The organism is Duganella sp. GW821-FHT07F09 (genome assembly GCF_059418705.1).
In genome coordinates, this window is record NZ_JBWKQJ010000013.1 from 150,950 (window position 1) to 168,785 (window position 17,836).

At 63.1% G+C, this 17,836-nt stretch carries 12 protein-coding genes; 4 read left to right on the top strand and 8 right to left on the bottom strand.

Annotation, left to right across the window (positions count from 1 at the left end):
* Positions 1–78: 78 nt before the first annotated feature.
* The 7 genes from AC07P1_RS28845 to AC07P1_RS28875 all read right to left on the bottom strand — a co-directional run bounded on the left by AC07P1_RS28845 (position 79) and on the right by AC07P1_RS28875 (position 11,717).
* Positions 79–1,230, bottom strand: coding sequence for a glycosyltransferase family 4 protein (locus tag AC07P1_RS28845; protein WP_494699065.1), 1,152 nt, complete (start codon positions 1,228–1,230; stop codon positions 79–81).
* A 43-nt stretch (positions 1,231–1,273) separates the two neighbouring features.
* A complete protein-coding gene (locus AC07P1_RS28850) occupies positions 1,274–2,440 on the bottom strand; it encodes a glycosyltransferase family 4 protein (protein WP_494699091.1) in 1,167 nt (388 codons plus the stop codon).
* A 5-nt stretch (positions 2,441–2,445) separates the two neighbouring features.
* Positions 2,446–3,366, bottom strand: coding sequence for a GDP-mannose 4,6-dehydratase (locus AC07P1_RS28855; protein WP_494699066.1), 921 nt, complete (start codon positions 3,364–3,366; stop codon positions 2,446–2,448).
* Positions 3,367–3,376: 10 nt separating this feature from the next.
* Positions 3,377–4,420, bottom strand: coding sequence for a GDP-mannose 4,6-dehydratase (gmd, locus tag AC07P1_RS28860; RefSeq protein WP_494699067.1), 1,044 nt, complete (start codon positions 4,418–4,420; stop codon positions 3,377–3,379).
* Between the two features lie 176 nt (positions 4,421–4,596).
* The gene (locus tag AC07P1_RS28865; RefSeq protein ID WP_494699068.1) at positions 4,597–6,915 is read right to left on the bottom strand and encodes an NADP-dependent malic enzyme; all 2,319 of its coding nucleotides are present in this window, start codon (positions 6,913–6,915) and stop codon (positions 4,597–4,599) included.
* Between the two features lie 309 nt (positions 6,916–7,224).
* Positions 7,225–8,748 (bottom strand): glycoside hydrolase, encoded by a 1,524-nt coding sequence (locus tag AC07P1_RS28870; RefSeq protein ID WP_494699069.1) that lies wholly within the window; start codon positions 8,746–8,748, stop codon positions 7,225–7,227.
* A gap of 125 nt (positions 8,749–8,873) precedes the next feature.
* Positions 8,874–11,717, bottom strand: a complete 2,844-nt coding sequence (locus AC07P1_RS28875) for a TonB-dependent receptor (RefSeq protein ID WP_494699070.1) — start codon at positions 11,715–11,717, stop codon at positions 8,874–8,876.
* 296 nt (positions 11,718–12,013) lie between these two features.
* Between AC07P1_RS28875 and thiL the strand changes: the two genes are divergently transcribed.
* Entirely contained in the window at positions 12,014–12,982 is a 969-nt protein-coding gene (gene thiL / locus AC07P1_RS28880; protein WP_494699071.1) for a thiamine-phosphate kinase, read from the top strand.
* Here thiL and AC07P1_RS28885 read toward each other — a convergent pair.
* Positions 12,967–15,573, bottom strand: a complete 2,607-nt coding sequence (locus tag AC07P1_RS28885) for an EAL domain-containing protein (RefSeq protein ID WP_494699072.1) — start codon at positions 15,571–15,573, stop codon at positions 12,967–12,969. The two genes, thiL and AC07P1_RS28885, sit on opposite strands and share 16 nt — an antisense overlap.
* A 307-nt stretch (positions 15,574–15,880) precedes the next feature.
* Here AC07P1_RS28885 and AC07P1_RS28890 point away from each other — a divergent pair, with 307 nt between their 5' ends.
* The 3 genes from AC07P1_RS28890 (at position 15,881) to AC07P1_RS28900 (ending at position 17,836) form a co-directional block, all read left to right on the top strand.
* Positions 15,881–16,387, top strand: coding sequence for a CinA family protein (locus AC07P1_RS28890; RefSeq protein WP_494699073.1), 507 nt, complete (start codon positions 15,881–15,883; stop codon positions 16,385–16,387).
* Between the two features lie 126 nt (positions 16,388–16,513).
* Positions 16,514–17,266: a P-loop NTPase family protein gene (locus tag AC07P1_RS28895; RefSeq protein ID WP_330918898.1), complete on the top strand. Its 753-nt coding sequence runs from the start codon at positions 16,514–16,516 to the stop codon at positions 17,264–17,266.
* Between the two features lie 6 nt (positions 17,267–17,272).
* Entirely contained in the window at positions 17,273–17,836 is a 564-nt protein-coding gene (locus tag AC07P1_RS28900; protein WP_494699074.1) for a hypothetical protein, read from the top strand.

The window sequence follows — 17,836 nt, forward strand, 5'->3', positions numbered from 1 at the left end:
ATCAATGAGGACCGTCGGCGGGGCGCGGAGTTCGGTGACCATGATAGCCGCCGGCCTCCCCGAAAGATTTGTGCCAGATCAAACAGCGCGGTCGCGCGGGGCCGCGCGCTTGCCGCCGTGGCGCGCCGACAACTCGCGGTACAGCGCGTGGTAGTTCTCGGCCATGCGCTCGGCGGTGAACAGCTCCCAGTAGCGCGCCTCGGCGCGGCGGCCCATCTCGGCGGCGCGCTCCGGCTGCTCCCACAGCAGGCGCATGGCGCCGCTGAAGGCCTGCGGATCGTTGGGCGGCACCACCAGCCCGGTCTCGTTGTCGATGTTGATGTAGGTGGTGCCGGTGCCGATCTCGCTCGAGATCATCGGCTTGCCGAACATCGCGCCCTCCAGCAGCGAGATGCCGAACGCCTCCGAGCGCAGGTGCGACGGGAACACCATCGCGTAGCACAGCCGCAGCAGCGCGATCTTGTCCTCCTCCTCCACCGCGCCGACGAAGGTCACGTGGGTCAGCCCCAGGCGGGCGGCGTGCTCCTTGAGTTCCTGCTCGATGGGCCCGGCGCCGACGATCACCACCGGATAATCGATGTTGGCCATGGCGTCGAGCAGGATGTGCAGGCCCTTGTAGTAGCGCAGCACGCCGACGAACAGGAAGAAGCGCCCGCCGCAGCGCTCGCGCCACTTGTCCATCACCGCCGCCGACGGCTGCGGATAGATGCTCTTATCGAGGCCGTAGGTGATGGTGCGGGTCTTGTGTTCGAAACGCTTGAGCACCGGCGACGAGGCCAGGTAGTTGGGCGAGGTGGCGATGACGGCGTCGACGCTGCGCAGGAAGCGGCGCTTGAGCGGGCCGTAGACGCGCAGCAGGTTCTTCTGGCGCACGATGTCCGAGTGATAGGTCACCACGCTCGGCTTGTCGATGCGCGCCATGAAGTGGGCGATGTCCATGAACGGCCACGGAAAGTGGTAGTGGATCACGTCGGCCTTGCGCGCCAGGCGCGCCAGCGCGCGGATCGCCGCGAACGAAAAGCCGGTCGAGGCGATCTCGAAGTCCATGCGCACGCGGTGCACCGTATGGCCCTCGAACTCGATCTGCGCCGGGCCGCTGTCGCGGGTCAGGGTCAGCACTTCGTTGGTCACGCCGAGGCGGCCGGTCCCCACGCACATCTGGCGGATGACTTGCTCGATTCCGCCCCAGGTGTCGGGGTAGTAGGTCTTGTAGAAATGAAGGACGCGCATGGCTGGTGGTCGGGCTGCTCGGCGCAGCCGGGGTTATGTGGCGTTAGTGTGACAGGACGCCATGATACACGGCGGCGGTGCGGCGGGCAGCCTCGTCCCAGGTCAGTTCGAGCGCGCGGCGCCGGCCGGCGGCGACCAGGCGCTGGCGCAGCGCGTCGTCGCGCGCGATGGACGTCATGGCGGCGGTCATCTCCGGCACCGACAGCGGATCGAATTCGAGCGCGGCGCCCTGCGCCACTTCCGGCATCGAGGTGGCATTGGAGGTGGCCACCGGAATCCCGCTGGCGAAGGCCTCGACCACCGGCAGGCCGAAACCCTCGTACAGCGACGGGAAGACGAAGGCGCCGGCGCCCGCGTACAGGTGGCGCAACTGGCCATGGTCGGTCAGCTTGTCGAGCCAGACGACGTTCTCGCCGCGCTGCCGCGCCGCCTTGACGCGGTTGACCAGCTCCTCGCTGCGCCAGCCCGGCGCGCCGACGATGACCAGCTGGCGCGCCGAACGCAGCACCGGCGGCAGCGCCAGATAGGCCTCCAGCAGGCGCGCGATGTTTTTACGCGGCTGCAGCGTGCCGACGAACAGGAAGTAGCCGGCCTGCAGCCGATACTGCGCCAGCGTCGCGTCGCGCGCTTCGGCCGCCGGGGCGTCGAACCATTCGGCGCCGACGCCGTGGTGCACCACGCTGATGCGGCGCTCGTCGACGCCGAAGCACTCGACCAGTTCGCGGATCGAATAGCGCGAGCCGGTGATCACATGCCGCGCCTTGCGGGCGGCCCTGGCCTGCAGCCAGTTCTTCAGGCGCCGCATCTTCGGGCTGCACCACTCGGGATGGGAGATCGGCAGCGCGTCGTGCAGGGTCGCCACGACCGGGCAATCCATGCGCACGATGCGGTAGTCGGTGGCGTGGAACAGGTCCAGCGGCGGCGCGTCCTTGCCCATCACGCGGCTCGCGTGCAGGTGCACGCCGGCCGGCAGGATCAGATCGCCCAGGGTCGCCAGCGGAAACGACAGCGGCAGCGCGCGGCCCACCGTCAGGCGGCCGGCGTCGCCGGGCGGGGCAAAGCTGAACGGCAGCACCTCGCAGCCGGCGCCGGGCAGGTGCTCGAGCAAGGCGCGGCTGTAGACGCCGATGCCGTCCAGGCGGCCGCCGGTGAGCACCGGTTCGACGGTGGTGGTGGACAGGCCGACGCGCAGCCGGGGCGTGGCGCCCACGGCGCTCAAGCCTGGTACATCCAGCGCAGCGTGTCGGCCAGCGGCACGGTGGCGACCGGACCTGTGACGGCGGCCAGGCGGCTGTTGTCGCCCACCAGCCGCACCACTTCGTTGGCGCGCACGAAGGCGGGGTTGACGTGGACGTTGATCTTGTAGCCGGCGATGTCGGCCATCATGTCGAGCGCCTCGCCGAGCGAATAAGCGTGGCCCGAGCAGATGTTGAACGCCTGGCCGGCGGCGGCCGGCGCGGCCAGCAGGCGGCGGTAGCTGCGCGCCACCATGCGCACGTCGGAGAAGTCGCGCCACACGTGCAGGTTGCCCAGCTCGATGTCGGCGGCCTTGCGGCGGAAGTGCGAGACGATTTTCGGCAGCAGGAAGTTCTCGTGCTGGCCCACGCCGGTGTAATTGAACGGCCGCGCCACAATCAGCGGCAGCTTGTCCTGCCACAGGCGCGCCATGTATTCCATCGCCAGCTTGCTGACGGCGTAATCGTTGGCCGGCGCCGCCGGGACGTCCTCGCCGATCACGCCGACGTCGGTGTTGCCGTAGATGTTGGCGCTCGACGCCAGCAGCACGGCCGACGGTTTTTTATCCAGGCCGGCCAGCGCCTCGAGCAAATTGCGGGTGCCCGCGACGTTGACGCGGTAGATTTGTTCGACGTCGCCGTGGCCGACGAAGGCGATGGCGGCCAGGTGCGCCACCACGTCCGGCCGCACCTCTTGCACCACGGCGGCCAGGCCGGCGCGGTCGTTCAGGTCGATCGGGTAGCGCCCCTCGGCCGGCGCGCCGTCCGGGGAAACGGTGCCGAAGACTTGATAGCCGGCCGCGCGCAGCTCCTGCTCGACGTACCAGCCGGTGAAGCCGGACAGGCCGGTGATCAACGCCCGCTTGCCCGTGCCCTCGCTGCCCTCCAACGCCGCCGTCACCGCGTCCGCCTTAGAAGGAGAAGCCGGCTTTGTTGCGGCGCAGGTCGGCGTCGACCATCATCTGGCACAGCTCTTCGAGCGTGGTCTTGGGCGTCCAGCCCAGTTTTTCGGTGGCCTTGGCCGGGTCGCCGATCAGCAGCTCGACTTCGGCCGGACGGTAGAACTTCGGATTGACGCGCACCAGCACCTTGCCGGTCTTTTTGCAGGTGCCGATCTCGTTGTCGGCCGCGCCGCTCCACTCGATGGCCACGTCGATCGCCTTGAACGCCATGCTGACGAAGTCGCGCACGGTCTCGGTGCGGTTGGTGGCCAGCACATAGGTGTCCGGCTCGTCGGCCTGCAGGATGCGCCACATGCCTTCGACGTACTCCTTGGCGTAGCCCCAATCGCGCTTGGCGTCCATGTTGCCCAGCTCGAGCACGTCGAGCTGGCCCAGATGGATCTTGGCGACCGAATCGGTGATCTTGCGGGTGACGAATTCACGCCCGCGCAGCGGCGACTCGTGGTTGAACAGGATGCCCGACGAGCCGAAGATGCCATACGACTCGCGGTAGTTCACCGTCATCCAGTGCGCGTACAGCTTGGCCACGCCGTACGGGCTGCGCGGATAGAACGGGGTGTCTTCTTTTTGCGGCACGGCCTGCACCTTGCCGAACATTTCCGAGGTCGACGCCTGATAGAAGCGGATCTTCGGATTGACGATGCGGATCGCCTCGAGCAGGTGGACCGGGCCGACGCCGGTGATCTCGGCGGTGGTCAGCGGCTGGTCGAACGATACGCCGACGAAACTCTGGGCGGCCAGGTTGTACACCTCGTCCGGCTGCACCGTCTGCATCAGGCGGATGCTCGAGGCCAGGTCGGTCAGGTCGTATTCGACCAGGTTCAGGTTCGGATGCGACTGGATGCCGAGCTCTTCGATGCGCCAGAAGTTCACCGAGCTGGTGCGACGATAGGTGCCGGTGACCTGATAGCCTTTTTCCAGCAGCAGTTCGGCCAGATAGGCGCCATCTTGACCGGTGATGCCTGTGATCAGAGCTTTTTTTGTTGTCGTCATAGTATGTGGCAAAAAATCTAAGTAAAAATAGTCGGTTATTGTAACAGGGTCGTCACATCCCGCGGCTCGCGGGGGAAGCGAACATTACATAAATTACATCTAGTTACAGACTCCGCACAATAAAAAAACCGGCCGCACCCCGAGGGGAACGCGGCCGGCTTGGCGCGCAGCGCGGGTTAGACCTTGCGCTGGGCCACCGAGTCGACCACGCACAGCGCGGTCATGTTGACGATGCGGCGCACCGTCGCCGACGGGGTCAGGATGTGCACCGCCTGGGCGCAGCCGAGCAGGATCGGGCCGACCGCGATGCCGTTGCCGGCCGCCGTCTTGACCAGGTTGTAGGCGATGTTGGCCGAGTCCATGTTCGGCGCCACCAGCAGGTTGGCGTCGCCGGTCAGGGTCGATTCCGGCATGATGGCGTGGCGCAGTTTCGAGTCGAGCGCGGTGTCGCCGTGCATCTCGCCGTCGATCTCCAGGGTCGGATCGAGCTTCTTGACCAGCGCCAGCGCGGCGCGCATCTTCTGCGCCGACTCGCTGTTGGACGAGCCGAAGTTCGAGTGCGACAGCAGCGCGGCGCGCGGCGACAGGCCGAAACGACGCATCTCCTCGGCCGCCATGACGGTGATGGCCGCCAGCTCGTTGGCCGTCGGGTTCTCGTTGACGTGGGTGTCGACCATGACCAGCTGGCGCTCCGGCATGATCAACACGTTCATCGCCGCGTAGACGCAGGCGCCTTCGCGCTTGCCCAGCACCTGGTCGATGTAGTGCAGGTGCAGCTGGGTGGTGCCGAAGGTGCCGCAGATCATGCCGTCGGCGTCGCCCTTCTTGATCATCATGGCGCCGATCAGGGTGTGGCGGCGGCGCATTTCCAGCTTGGCGTATTCCTGCGTCACGCCTTTGCGGCTGGTCATGTCGTAGTAGGTCTGCCAGTAGTCGCGATAGCGGTCGTCGTGGTCCGGGTTGATGACGTCGAAATCGACGCCGTGCTTCAGGCGCAGGCCGAACTTGGCGATGCGCGTCTCCAGCACGGCCGGACGGCCGACCAGGATCGGGCGCGCCAGCTTCTCGTCGACGATGACCTGCACCGCGCGCAGCACGCGCTCCTCTTCGCCTTCGGCGTAGACGATGCGCTTAAGGTCCATCTCGGTCTTCTTGGCCACCTGGAACAACGGCTTCATGAAGGTGCCGCTGCGGTAGACGAATTGCTGCAGGCTGTCGGCGTACGCTTGCAGGTCCTTGATCGGACGCGTCGCGACGCCCGACTCCTCGGCCGCCTTGGCCACGGCCGGCGCGATCTTGATCAACAGGCGCGGATCGAACGGCATCGGGATCAGGTATTCCGGGCCGAACGACAGGTTGGTGAAGCCGTAGGTGGTGGCGACGATGTCGGACTGCTCGGCGTGCGCCAGTTCGGCGATCGCGTGGACCACGGCGATCTCCATCTCGCGCGTGATGGTGGTGGCGCCGCAATCGAGGGCGCCGCGGAAGATGTAGGGGAAGCACAGCACGTTGTTGACCTGGTTCGGATAGTCCGAGCGGCCGGTGCAGATGATGGCGTCGCCGCGCACGGCCTTGACGTCGTCCGGCAGGATCTCCGGATTCGGGTTGGCCAGCGCCAGGATCAGCGGGTTCGAGGCCATGGCCTTGACCATGTCCTGTTTGAGCACGCCGCCGGCCGACAGGCCGAGGAAGATGTCGGCGTCGGGGATCACTTCGGCCAGGGTGCGGGCCGACGTGTCGCGCGCGAAGCGTTCCTTGTCCGGGTCCATCAGCTCGGTGCGGCCCTTGTAGACCACGCCGGCCAGGTCGGTGACGTAGATGTTTTCCAGCGGGAAGCCGAGGTCGACGATCAGGTCCAGGCAGGCCAGCGCGGCCGCGCCGGCGCCGGAGACCACCAGTTTACAATTCTTGATGTCCTTGCCGACGTACTGGATGCCGTTCATGATGGCCGCGCCGACGATGATGGCGGTGCCGTGCTGGTCGTCGTGGAAGACCGGGATCTTCATGCGCTCGCGCAGCTGGCGCTCGATGTAGAAGCACTCGGGCGCCTTGATGTCTTCCAGGTTGACGCCGCCGAAGGTCGGCTCGAGCGAGGCGATGATGTCGACCAGCTTGTCCGGATCGAGCTCGTTGATCTCGATGTCGAAGACGTCGATGCCGGCGAACTTCTTGAACAGCACGCCCTTGCCTTCCATGACAGGCTTGGCGGCCAGCGGGCCGATGTTTCCCAGGCCCAGCACGGCGGTGCCGTTGGTGATAACGGCCACCAGGTTGCCGCGCGCGGTGTATTTATAGGCGGCGGCCGGGTCGATGACGATTTCTTCGCACGGGGCGGCCACACCCGGGGAGTAGGCCAGGGCCAGATCGCGCTGGTTGGTCAGTTGCTTGGTCGGCGTAACGCTGATTTTGCCTGGGGTCGGGAACTCGTGGTACTCGAGCGCTGCGACGCGCAATTGTTGACGAATTTCTTCTTTTTTCTCAGATGACGAATCCATGCTGTGCTGCCTTCCTGTTTGTGCGGTCGGAAAGCCTACGATTTTATCAGACCAATTCTTTCATTTAAGTAGGTATTTTCACCAACGGTGATAACGGTTATTGGCAGAACTTATCGTTCCCGGGGGCAATTGACCGAATTTTCGGCGTTTTTAGCGGCTTTAGGCTATCAATAGCTTCAATATAATCATTTTTGCCAGATCATCCTAATTTGCTATCGAAATAGTTATTTCGATTGAAATTATCAATCGTTTTGCCGGGTGAAGCCCGGTGATCGCTCAAGCGTCGCTACGAGGATCGGAGGAAACACCTTATTTTTGGGGCGTCGCAACGACAGTCACCACCGACATGGGGCGGGAAAACACGGACAACCTGGCGGCGCATGGCGCAGGTTCCAAAGTCGTGAGGTCATCTTTTGCCTGCGTAATAAAAGTTTTGCATGTCAATTTGCCGCGTTTTGCGTCTGGCAGCCGGATGTCCAGCCTGCGCGAAACTATACCTGGATTGACCATCACGATCGCCACTTCGTTCGTCTTGGGATTTTCAGCAACTAACACATCCGGGTTGTCAGATTTCAAGAACCGATATCCTTGCCTGATGAATTTGGTGAAATTCGCAAACGCCCAGAATTTCTTCGTTACCTGATATTCCGGTCGCTCCAGATTCGAAAAGTCGGCCTTGATTAATCCCCAGTTAGAGCTGTTCTTGGGATCGGAGGAAGACCTGTTTTCTATGGCTTGCCATAGAACCCAAGCGCTGGGGTTCATGCTGTTGATGTCGGTGATTATCTGCTGGGCCAGCGCGATGGCTGGACGCATGTCGTTGACGTCTTCGCGCACATTGCTGGGCGATAGATCGGCTTCCGACATCCACAACCGTTTTCCAGAAACTTCCGCAATATCCCTCACCCCACTTTTTCCGATCCATTCGTAGGTATGGACGTTGATTTGCCGGATGACGGCTTTCGCATCGGCTGACAAACCAGCCCAATCGACAAAAAAAGTCTGGGGATTGGTTTCGTCCGGCCCGGCTATTTCTGTCTGCATGCCGTATTCGTTCAACACCCGAGCCAGCGCAATAAAAATTCGCGACTGCGCTTCCGGCGACCAATGCGCGCCTTCCTGTGTGTTGGTGGAAAACCAATAGGGCGTATTGGGCTCATTGACCGGAGACAATGTCCTAAAACGAACACCATGGCGCCGCTCAAGCTCCGCTGTTACCCGCGCCAAATACTTCGAAAATTTGGTTTCAAAGCCTGGAAGAAGGTTGTCGTCCAACGCATTGACGTTACCGGAAACTTTACCGCTGCGCGTCATGAAATATGGCGGGGAGTTTGAAAACGCCTCGAGTATCAATTCTTGCGGTGCCACGCGGGCTTTTATTGCATCAAGCCACCAGCGCTGCCCCATATCCGCAGACCATTCCCAGGCATCTTCGGAGTCCGGATTCCACCCGTCGGTCCCGGATCGCTCACCCGGCTTGCGCCAGAATCCAGGGACATCTCCGCCGAGGCGCAAATACGCGGGCGTCTCGGGCGCATTGCCGCCGCCAATGTTGTACCGCGCAATATTAAGTGCAAGACCGTCCCGTCCATAGAGCAAATCGGCCAATTGCGTACGATGTGGCTCGGCGAATCTCCCTGACACATGGGCAAACCAGGCCAGTGCGGTTCCCCATCCTTCGAAGGGAGGACCCGCATGCCGCCGGTCGACGTTGACAACGGCGGACACATACTCCGGCTTTTCCTCGTTGTTTCCGGCATGCGCACCGCTTTGCAGGGAACACAATCCCATTAAAACCGGTAACGAAAAAATCCGCAGTGAGCGGGAGATCATGGTTGGAATCCTTTGGTTGCAATACTTCATTCCTGGTGACCCTCACCAGACTGGAAGTACGCGCCGCGGAAAGACGCGCGGCGCGTTCGCTCATGTCAGCCTTGCGTGGGGAACCCCGCGAGATGCTAGAAGCTGGCTTTCAGCGACACGCTATACCGGCGGTCGTTAAGTTGCCACAACAGCCCGCCCGAGGGCCGCTCGACATACGTACGGTACATGGAGTTGTTCAAATTAACGGCGTCCGCCGAAAGCGTGAAGACCTTGTTAATTTGGTAGCTCACCGAAGCATCGATAGACGAATAGGGCGCTGCATATTGGTTAGCACCAAAAACCCCGCTACCATTGATTTGGTCCAGGTAAGCGGAACGCCAGTTGTACGCCACACGGGCCTGTATAGCTCCCAATTCATAGAGGGCGATCAAGTTATAGCTATTCTTGGACAACTTCGGCAAGGGAGCGAGAGACCCGGGTTTGATCTCAACTTTCGAGTCCACATAGGTATAGTTGGCCTGTACGCCCAATCCACTGAACGGGCCCGGAAGGAAATCGAAGAATTGAGTAAAGCCGGCTTCAATGCCTTTGACCGAACCCTTACCCAGATTGATGCTGGTTCCAACATCGTAGATAACTCCACCGAAATTCATCGGCTCGATGCCGCCGGCCAGGTAACCCTTGATATCCTTCTTGAATACACCAAGGAACGCCAGATTGGACGGCCCCCAATAGTATTCCGACGTCAAATCATACGCAGTCGCAGTCATTGGCTGCAGGAAGGGATTACCGGAACTGCCGGTCGGGCGTCCGTTGGCGTTGTACTGCGAGGGGATGTTCGGATTCAGCTGGACATGGGCGGCCATATCGCTAAAGTTTGGCCGCGTCATCGTCTTGCTATAGCCGAAGCGGAGCTGCAAATCGTCGTTCACGTGCAGGCGTGTGTTGAGGCTAGGGAGAATATTCGAGTAGCTATTCTTGAGAGTCGCCTGGCGCGCCCCGGTGCTTTCCTGGATAAAGCCTATGGAAGTCTGATCGGTCCTTACAGCTCGGACACCGGCGGTGCCATCGAGTTCGTAACCGAATACGGCTGTACTAAAGTCCCCTGTCAGGAAAAGGGACCGCGTCTTTTCGCGTTGCTCGTTGATATCCCCGGGAGCAAACGACGTATCGAACGTATAAGAATTTGGCTTTCCGTCGAATAGCTGCGCGTAAGTCTTGACGGTTCGATCGTAAACGCTCGAGTTGGGATCGGCGTACTCGGGGAACACCGCAACGGGGAAACCAACGCCCGGCTTCATGAAGTTGCTTGGGGGCCCAACGTAGGCGAGATTCGGATGTTGCGCCACTGGAATCAGCGGGCATGCCCCCCAGCTAGGATTGGTGCCCGTATCGTTACAGACGCCGGTATTCTTCCAGTTACCCCGCAAGTGCACCTTGGTATCGGCCAGGCGTATGCCGGCGTGCAGCTTGGAAAAGAAGCCATTACTCAGGTGGTAGTCGAAATCCTGGCTCAGCGCCGACATTTTCAGCTCATGGCGGTCGAACCCATTGGCAAGCCACTCATAGTACCAATTCTTCGGATCGCCAAAACGCGCGTAGGGGGCGCTTGGGTTGGCTGGATCGATGATTGAAAAGGCGGGGATCTTGCCGCGCACGTCGAAGGCCAGATTCAGATTGGGGATGTTAGCAACGCTTCTGCTTTCGTTGTCGTAAAGCTTGACGGAGTCGCCATTGCGCTCAGCGTCATAGTTGGCGCGTTGGTAAGCGAAGTCGGTCTTCGACCTGAGCTTGTCCGAGATGCGCCACTTAAGGTTCACGGCGGATAAGTTGGTGCGATTGCGAACATCCTGGTCAAAGCGGGAGGCCGAGAAAATTTGCGGCGACAAAATACCGCTCGTCGCGCTGCCATCGGCTGCCCAAGTCCAGGTGGAACCCGCCGCCGCGTGCGGGTCGCTGTTCTTGTCGTCGCCGTAGATGTATTCTCCGCGACGAATAAACCTATATTTCGAATAAAGATTCTGCGCCGTGAAAAGGATGTCGTCGTTCACCTGCCATTGGTAGGCGAGCGCCAGGCCCTCGCGCTTTCGGCTACCCGAGTCCGCGTACATTTCGAACGAGGTCGGCACATAGAGTTCGGAGAGGCCTCCCGTGTTAGGCATCGAATTGAAGGCCGCGACCTTCGCCGCCGAGGGAGCTTGCGCCGGGTCGTTCGAACATCTTCCAACCGTCGCGGTAAGACAGTGCTGCTGCTGTTGAAGAACGGCATCCTGGCGGTAGTAGGTCTCACTGACCGTTGCATTCACCAGGATGCCCATGCCGCCGACGCCCGTATTGAACCGCCGGCTCAAAAGGCCCGACACCGAGGGTGAAGATTTACGAGCTCGATCGTAGTAGTTGGACTTGAGCGTAAGAACGTTGAGGTCTTCTTTCGAGTCGAATGGCATCCGCGTGCGGATGTTGACCACGCCGCCGATACCGCCTTCGATCAAGTTGGACGCTGCGTTCTTATAGACATCAACGCCGGCCATGAGTTCGGAGGGGAGCCCTTCCAGGTCCGGCGCCCGACCGCCGCTGGCCGTAAAAAAGTCTCGTCCGTCGATCAGGTTGCGGACCTGTGTAATGCCACGGATCGTCATCGCGGGCTCGGTGCGATGGTCGTAGTCCGTGCCTCCCTCACCATAGCGGCGCTGGATCTGAACCCCGGCGACCCGCTGCAGCGACTCGACAACATTCACGTCCGGCAGTTTTCCGATATCGGTTGCCTGGATCGAGTCGACGATCTGATTGGCGTCCCGCTTGAGATCGCGCGCCGACTTCAACGCCGCTCGCTGACCGCTGATGACAACGCTGACCGGGGTGTTCGTGTCCTCGCTCGCACTGGCAGGGTTGGCCTCTTGCGCATTCGCGGCAAATGGCGCTGCCATTGCCAGCGCACAAGCTTGAGCCAAAATCGTTTTTCTATGGTCGTTTCGCACAGCTAGTCTCCTCTAATATTATCGGGCGGTGCCCTCTTATGCTGTCGGCTCGATATAAAGCACATTCCAGCTATGGCCGGAACGCCGCTCGGGTCCAACAGGTCCCTGACGCCCGTGCCAACGGGGTCCACGCAATAGTGTGCGCAATTCAAGTCTATCCTTGTCAATTATGAAACTGGTATCATGCTTTTAACGCAACCCATTGCGTTTTCGTATATCGAAGCGTTGGGGGCTCAATGCGGGCCTCGTCGTGCGCATTTTTGTACCCTTCGCCAGCCGGCTGGGTACAATACGGCATGCTCTCCGAATTCGACCTCATCAAGGAATACTTCCAGCGCCCGCAGCAGCCGGGCCGGGCCACGCTCGGCATCGGCGACGACTGCGCGCTGCTCACCCCCACCCCAGGCATGCAGACGGCGATTTCGTCCGACATGCTGGTCGAGGGCCGCCACTTCTTCGCCGGCGAGGACGCGTATCGGCTCGGCCACAAAAGCCTGGCCGTCAACCTGTCCGACCTGGCGGCGATGGGCGCGCGGCCGGTGGGCTTCACCTTGGCGCTGGCGCTGCCGCTGGCCGACCGCGCGTGGCTGGCCGGCTTCGCGCAAGGCCTGTTCGCGCTGGCCGACGCCTTCAACATCGAGCTGATAGGCGGTGACACCACCAAAGGTCCACTGACCATCTGCATCACGGTGTTCGGCGAGCTGCGCCCCGGCCAGGCGTTGCGCCGCAATGCCGCGCAAGTGGGTGACGATATCTGGGTGTCGGGAACATTGGGCGACGCGCGCCTGGCGCTGGCCGGCTACCGCCTGGAACAATCGATGGACGCGGCCAGCCTGCATACGGCGTCGGTGCGCATGCACACGCCGGTGCCGCGGGTGGAACTGGGCGCCGTGCTGGCCGAACAGGGCATCGCCCGCGCGGCCATCGATATCTCCGATGGCCTGGTCGGCGATCTCGGTCATATCCTGGCGATGTCGAACGTCGGCGCGACCTTGAATGTGGACGCGCTGCCGCCCGGCGAGGCGCTGACGGCCTTCCCGCAAGAGCTGCGGCGCGTGTACACCGCCGCCGGCGGCGACGATTACGAGTTGTGCTTCACCGCGCCGGCGTCGGCGCGCGCGGCGGTCATCGCGGCCGCCGGCAGCGTGGCCACGCCGGTCACGCGCGTCGGCAGCATCGAGGCGCAACCGGGCCTGCGCCTGGTGGACGCCGCAGGACAGCCGCTAGACCTCAAACTTGGCGGCTTCGATCATTTCACGTCCTGAAGCGCGGTCACATCCTCGTCCGGCTGCCCCACCCTGCGCCCGCTGCCGTGCATCAGCCAGTAGTGGTGGAACGCCAGCCGGATGTTGTCGCGCAGCTGGGTGTCGTCCCACGGCTTGGTGTAGAAGCGGTAGATGGCGCCGCGGTTGACCGAGTCGAGCACCGCGTCGAGCCCCATGTAGCCGGACAGGATGATGCGTATCGTCTCGGGGTACATGTCCTTGACCTGGCCGAGGAACTCGGTGCCGTTCATGCCCGGCAGGCGCTGGTCGCACAGGATCACCTGCACCGGGTGCAGCGCCAGCAGCTCGAACGCCTCGGTGGCCGATCCGGCCGTCAAAATCTGGTAGGCGTCGCGCTGGAACAGCTGGTCGAGCGACCATAATATATCCGGATTGTCGTCGACGATGAGCAGCGTTTGCGCCGGCTGGTTGGGCGCGGCCGGATCGACCGGCAGGCAGCGCCCCGATTCGACCAGCACCCCCATGTCGGCAGGCGCCACCGGACGGCTGAAAAAATATCCCTGGATTTCGTCGCAGCGGCTGCGCCGCAGATATTCGAGCTGCGCGCGCGTCTCCACGCCCTCGGCGATCACGCGCAGCTTGAGGCTGTGCGCCATGCTGATGATGGCCGTGGCGATGGCGGCGTCGTTCGGATTGGTGGTGATCTCGCGCACGAAGGCGATGTCGATTTTGAGCTTGTCGATCGGGAAGCGCTGCAGATACGCCAGCGACGAGTAGCCGGTGCCGAAATCGTCGATCGCGACCTTGATGCCGATCGCCTTCAGATTGGTCAGCACCATGATCGTGCGTTCGGCGTTGGACATCAGCGCGGTCTCGGTCAGCTCCAGTTCCAGCAGCTCCGGCGGCACCTCGTGGCGCACGAGCGCCGAACGCACCACCTGTTCCAGGTCGCCCTCGATGAACTGGCGGCTGGCGACGTTGACGGCCACGCGCACGGCGCCGACGCCGCTGCGCAGCCAGGTGCCGATCTGCTTGCAGGCGGCGTCGATGATCCAGGCGCCGACGCGCACGATCAGGCCCGTATCCTCCAGCACTGGCACGAACTCGGACGGGAACACCAGCCCGAAACCGGGCCGCTGCCAGCGCAGCAACGCCTCGGCGCCGGCGATGGCGCCGGTGTGCAGGTTCACCTTGGGCTGGTAGTACAGCAGCAGTTCGTCGTTGTCGAGCGCGCGGCGCAGCGCCAGCTCCATGTCCAGCCGCGCCAGCACCTGCACGTTCATGCCGGCGGTGAAGAAGCGGTAGCCGTCGCGGCCCGCCTGCTTGGCGCGCTCCATCGCGGTGTCGGCGTATTTGAGCAGCGTTTCGGGATCGGTGGCGTCATCCGGGTACATGGCGATGCCGATGCTGGCGCTCAGCACCGCCGGGTGCCCGTTCAAGTCGAACGGCAGGCGCAGCGCCTCCCTCACCTCGTTGGCCGTGTGGACGGCGTCCTGCTGGTCGCGCGGCATCGACAGGATCAGCGCGAACTCGTCGCCGCCCATGCGCCCGACCGTGTCGCGCAGGCGCACGCATTGCACCAGCCGGTTGCTGAACTGGCGCAGCAGCTCGTCGCCGAGCGCGGCGCCGAGCGAGTCGTTGATGTTCTTGAAGCGGTCCAGCGCGATGAACAGCACCACGATGCGCCACGATTTTTCCTGCGCCAGCGAGATCGCGTCGGCCAGGGTCTGGAAGAACAGCGTGCGGTTGGGCAGGCCCGTCAGGCTGTCGTAATGGGCCATGTGCTGCAGCAGCTCCTCGGCGTGGCGCCGCTCGCTGATGTCGCGCGCCACGCCCAGCATGATGTTCGACTGGCCCGGACGCGTCAGCAGTTGCCAGTAGATCTCCACCGGCACCGAGACCAGGTCGCGCCGCATCAATTCGAGTTCGGCCAGCTCCGGCGTGCGCGGCTGGCCGATGGCGGCGGCGTAGTCGTCGAGCCGGTGCGCCTGCGCACGCAGCAAGGCCTGCGTGCCCAGCCCCAGCCGGCTGGCGGTCTGGCCCAGCATCTCGTCGCGCGGGTAGCCGAGCATGCGGCAGGCGCCGTCGTTGACGTCGACCAGTTCGGCGGTGGCCGCGTCGAGCAGGAAGATGGCGTCGGCGGTGGCGTCCATGGCGCTGCGGAAGCGCTGCAGCTCGAGGGTACGCTCGCGCACCGTCTGCTCCAGGCGCGTATTGTAGTTGCGCGCCTCGCGGTGCAGCAGGCGCACCTCGAGCATATTGCGGATGCGGGTGAGCACCTCGACCGGGTCGATCGGCTTGCTCAGGAAATCGCGCGCGCCCGATTCGAGCGCCTTGAGTTTATGGTCCGGCTGCGCCGTCACCACCAGCACCGGCAGCCAGGAATCGGCCTCCAACGGCCGCAGCGCGTCCATCACCTCGAAGCCGTCCATGCCGGGCATCTGCAAGTCGAGGATGATAAGGTCGTATCGATGTCGGCTGTGCCAGTCGGCCACCACGCGCGGGTCGGTGGTGGAGGTGACGGCCTCATAGCCGGTCGACTTGAGCAGAAATTCCAGCAGCTCCACGTTGACGACCTGGTCGTCGACGATCAAGATGCGTGCGTGAAAAATATCGGTCTGGCTTATCATGGGATGCGCCTCCGGTGGGCTATCGAACCGGCGTTCTGGCCGGATCAGTCCGCTTTCTTCCCGCAAGCGACTTCGGCTTGCTTGACGGGCGCGCGTTTCCGCGTTGTTTTGGACAGAACACGCCACCCAGTGCTATTGAGTGTACGCAAGTTCAAATCGCCGGTCTAATGTTTTTATGCAAAGTTAGGTTTGCTGTTAATCAGCAGTGCATCGCTGGCAACGATTGTAATCTGCATGGTACAGTGGCAGCACACCCCTGCGGGATATCCCAGCCGGCTCCCGAACGCCGCTTCAGAAGGAGAGTTACATGAGTACCGAGATGAAATCCGATAATGCCACCACCATCCTCGACCTGGCCGCGCAGGTCGGTAAGGCGCTACAGGACAAGGGTCTGATCCTGGCCACCGCCGAGTCGTGCACCGGCGGCGGCGTGGCCCAGGCCATCACCGAGATCGCCGGTTCGACCGCCTGGTTCGATTGCGGCTTCATCGCCTATTCCAACGCCTCCAAGACCGAGCTGCTGGACGTGTCGGCCGCGCTGATCGCGCAGATGGGCAGCGTCTCCGAGGAGGTGGCGGCGGCGATGGCGAGCGGCGCCCTCGGCTCGAGCAACGCCCATCTGGCCGTCTCGACCACCGGCATCGCCGGCCCGACCGGCGCCGTGCCGGGCAAGCCGGTCGGCACCGTCTGCTTCGGCTGGGCCAACGCCGACACCGTCCACACCGAGCGCCTGGTCTTCACCGGCGACCGCAAGGCCGTGCGCGAACAGACCGTGATCCACGCGTTGCAGGGCCTGCTGCGCTTCATAGACTAACGCGCGCTATCTCCCCGACGGCGCCATCACGCCCGTGATGGTTGCCTTCCTGCCACAAAACAATTACTCTCGATGCGTTCGAGCGCGATGGCGCGCCTATTCCAAGCAGATTCAGGGGTGATTTAGATGCAAAACACGGTACATTTTATTCTCCAGGGCAAAGGCGGCATCGGCAAGACATTGGTCTCGACCATCCTCGCGCAATGGCTCGCCAGCAAGGACGCGGCCGGCGACATGGAAGAGCAGCGCCAGCCGCTGCGCTGCTACGACACCGACCAGGAGAACGCCACGTTTTCACGCTACAAGGCGATGGACGTCAAGCACGTGCCGGTGATGACCGACAGCCGCACCATCGACCCCAAGCGCTTCGACGCGCTGATGATCGACATCCTCGAAGAGGAAGGCAACTGCGTCATCGACAACGGCGCCAACACCTTCTCGCCGCTGATGGGCTATCTGCTTGAAAACGATTGCTTCGCGCTGCTCGAGGAATCGGGCCGCAAGGTTTACATCCACACCATCGTCGGCGGCGGCGACACCCTGCACGACACGGCGATGGGCTTCGTCTCGACCGCCAAGGCCACCAAGGTGCCGCTGGTGCTGTGGGAAAACGAGCACTTCGGCCTGCTGCAGTCGGCGTCCGGCAAGCAGTTCACCGAGTCGCAGACCTACGCCGACAATTCGTCGCGCGTGCGCGGGCGCATCGTGCTGTCGGCGCGCAACGCCGACACCTTCGGCGCCGACATCAAGAAGATGAACACCGCGCGCCTGACCGCCAACGAGGTGCGCGAAAGCGACAAGTTCAACGTGATGGAAAAGCAGCGCATCAAGGTGGTGTTCCGCGACTTGTTCGAGCAGCTCGACAAGGTCGAGTGGTAAGCGGCCATGGATCAGCAAAAGCTGCGGAGTCTGGTGTTTGAAAAAACCGGCGTCAAGATCGACATCGACGATCCGATTTTTGCGCTGGTGGCGCTGAACGAGGCGGTGCTGGAGGAGGCGGTCGGGCGGCATATCGCGGCGATCGACGCGGCCTCGCTTGAGTTGACCCGGCATGCGCGGCAGGCCGGCGGCTTGCCGCCGGTGCCGGAGGTGGCGCGCAAGGCGGTGCTGGATGCGACCAACGAGCCGTCGGCGGTGCCGGCCTCCCCCGGCTATGTGCCGACGCCGCCCGGTCCGGTGCGGCCGATCGCCACGCAGTCGCCGGCGATCACGCCGCGCGAGTTGCGCTTGCTGGGGGCGGCCGCCGGCATCGCCATTCTCAGTGCGCTGATCGTCGTCGGCGCGCAGGCGGTGTTTGCCAAACCGCCGCCGGCGCCGGTGATCGAGCAGGCCAAGGCGCTGACGCCGGAGCAGACGCTGGCCTTGCGCAACGCGGAGAAGTTGACCAAGGCCATAGAGAAGCTGGACCCGAAGGTGCGCAACCAGTTGCAGGCGGAGTTGCAGAAGTAA

Coding starts and splice junctions, on each gene's coding strand:
- thiL (WP_494699071.1), top strand. CDS start 12,014: ATGCTCTCCGAATTCGACCTCATCAAGGAATACTTCCAGCGCCCGCAG.
- AC07P1_RS28885 (WP_494699072.1), bottom strand. CDS start 15,573: ATGATAAGCCAGACCGATATTTTTCACGCACGCATCTTGATCGTCGAC.
- AC07P1_RS28870 (WP_494699069.1), bottom strand. CDS start 8,748: ATGATCTCCCGCTCACTGCGGATTTTTTCGTTACCGGTTTTAATGGGA.
- AC07P1_RS28895 (WP_330918898.1), top strand. CDS start 16,514: ATGCAAAACACGGTACATTTTATTCTCCAGGGCAAAGGCGGCATCGGC.
- AC07P1_RS28900 (WP_494699074.1), top strand. CDS start 17,273: ATGGATCAGCAAAAGCTGCGGAGTCTGGTGTTTGAAAAAACCGGCGTC.
- AC07P1_RS28865 (WP_494699068.1), bottom strand. CDS start 6,915: ATGGATTCGTCATCTGAGAAAAAAGAAGAAATTCGTCAACAATTGCGC.
- AC07P1_RS28845 (WP_494699065.1), bottom strand. CDS start 1,230: ATGCGCGTCCTTCATTTCTACAAGACCTACTACCCCGACACCTGGGGC.
- gmd (WP_494699067.1), bottom strand. CDS start 4,420: ATGACGACAACAAAAAAAGCTCTGATCACAGGCATCACCGGTCAAGAT.
- AC07P1_RS28890 (WP_494699073.1), top strand. CDS start 15,881: ATGAGTACCGAGATGAAATCCGATAATGCCACCACCATCCTCGACCTG.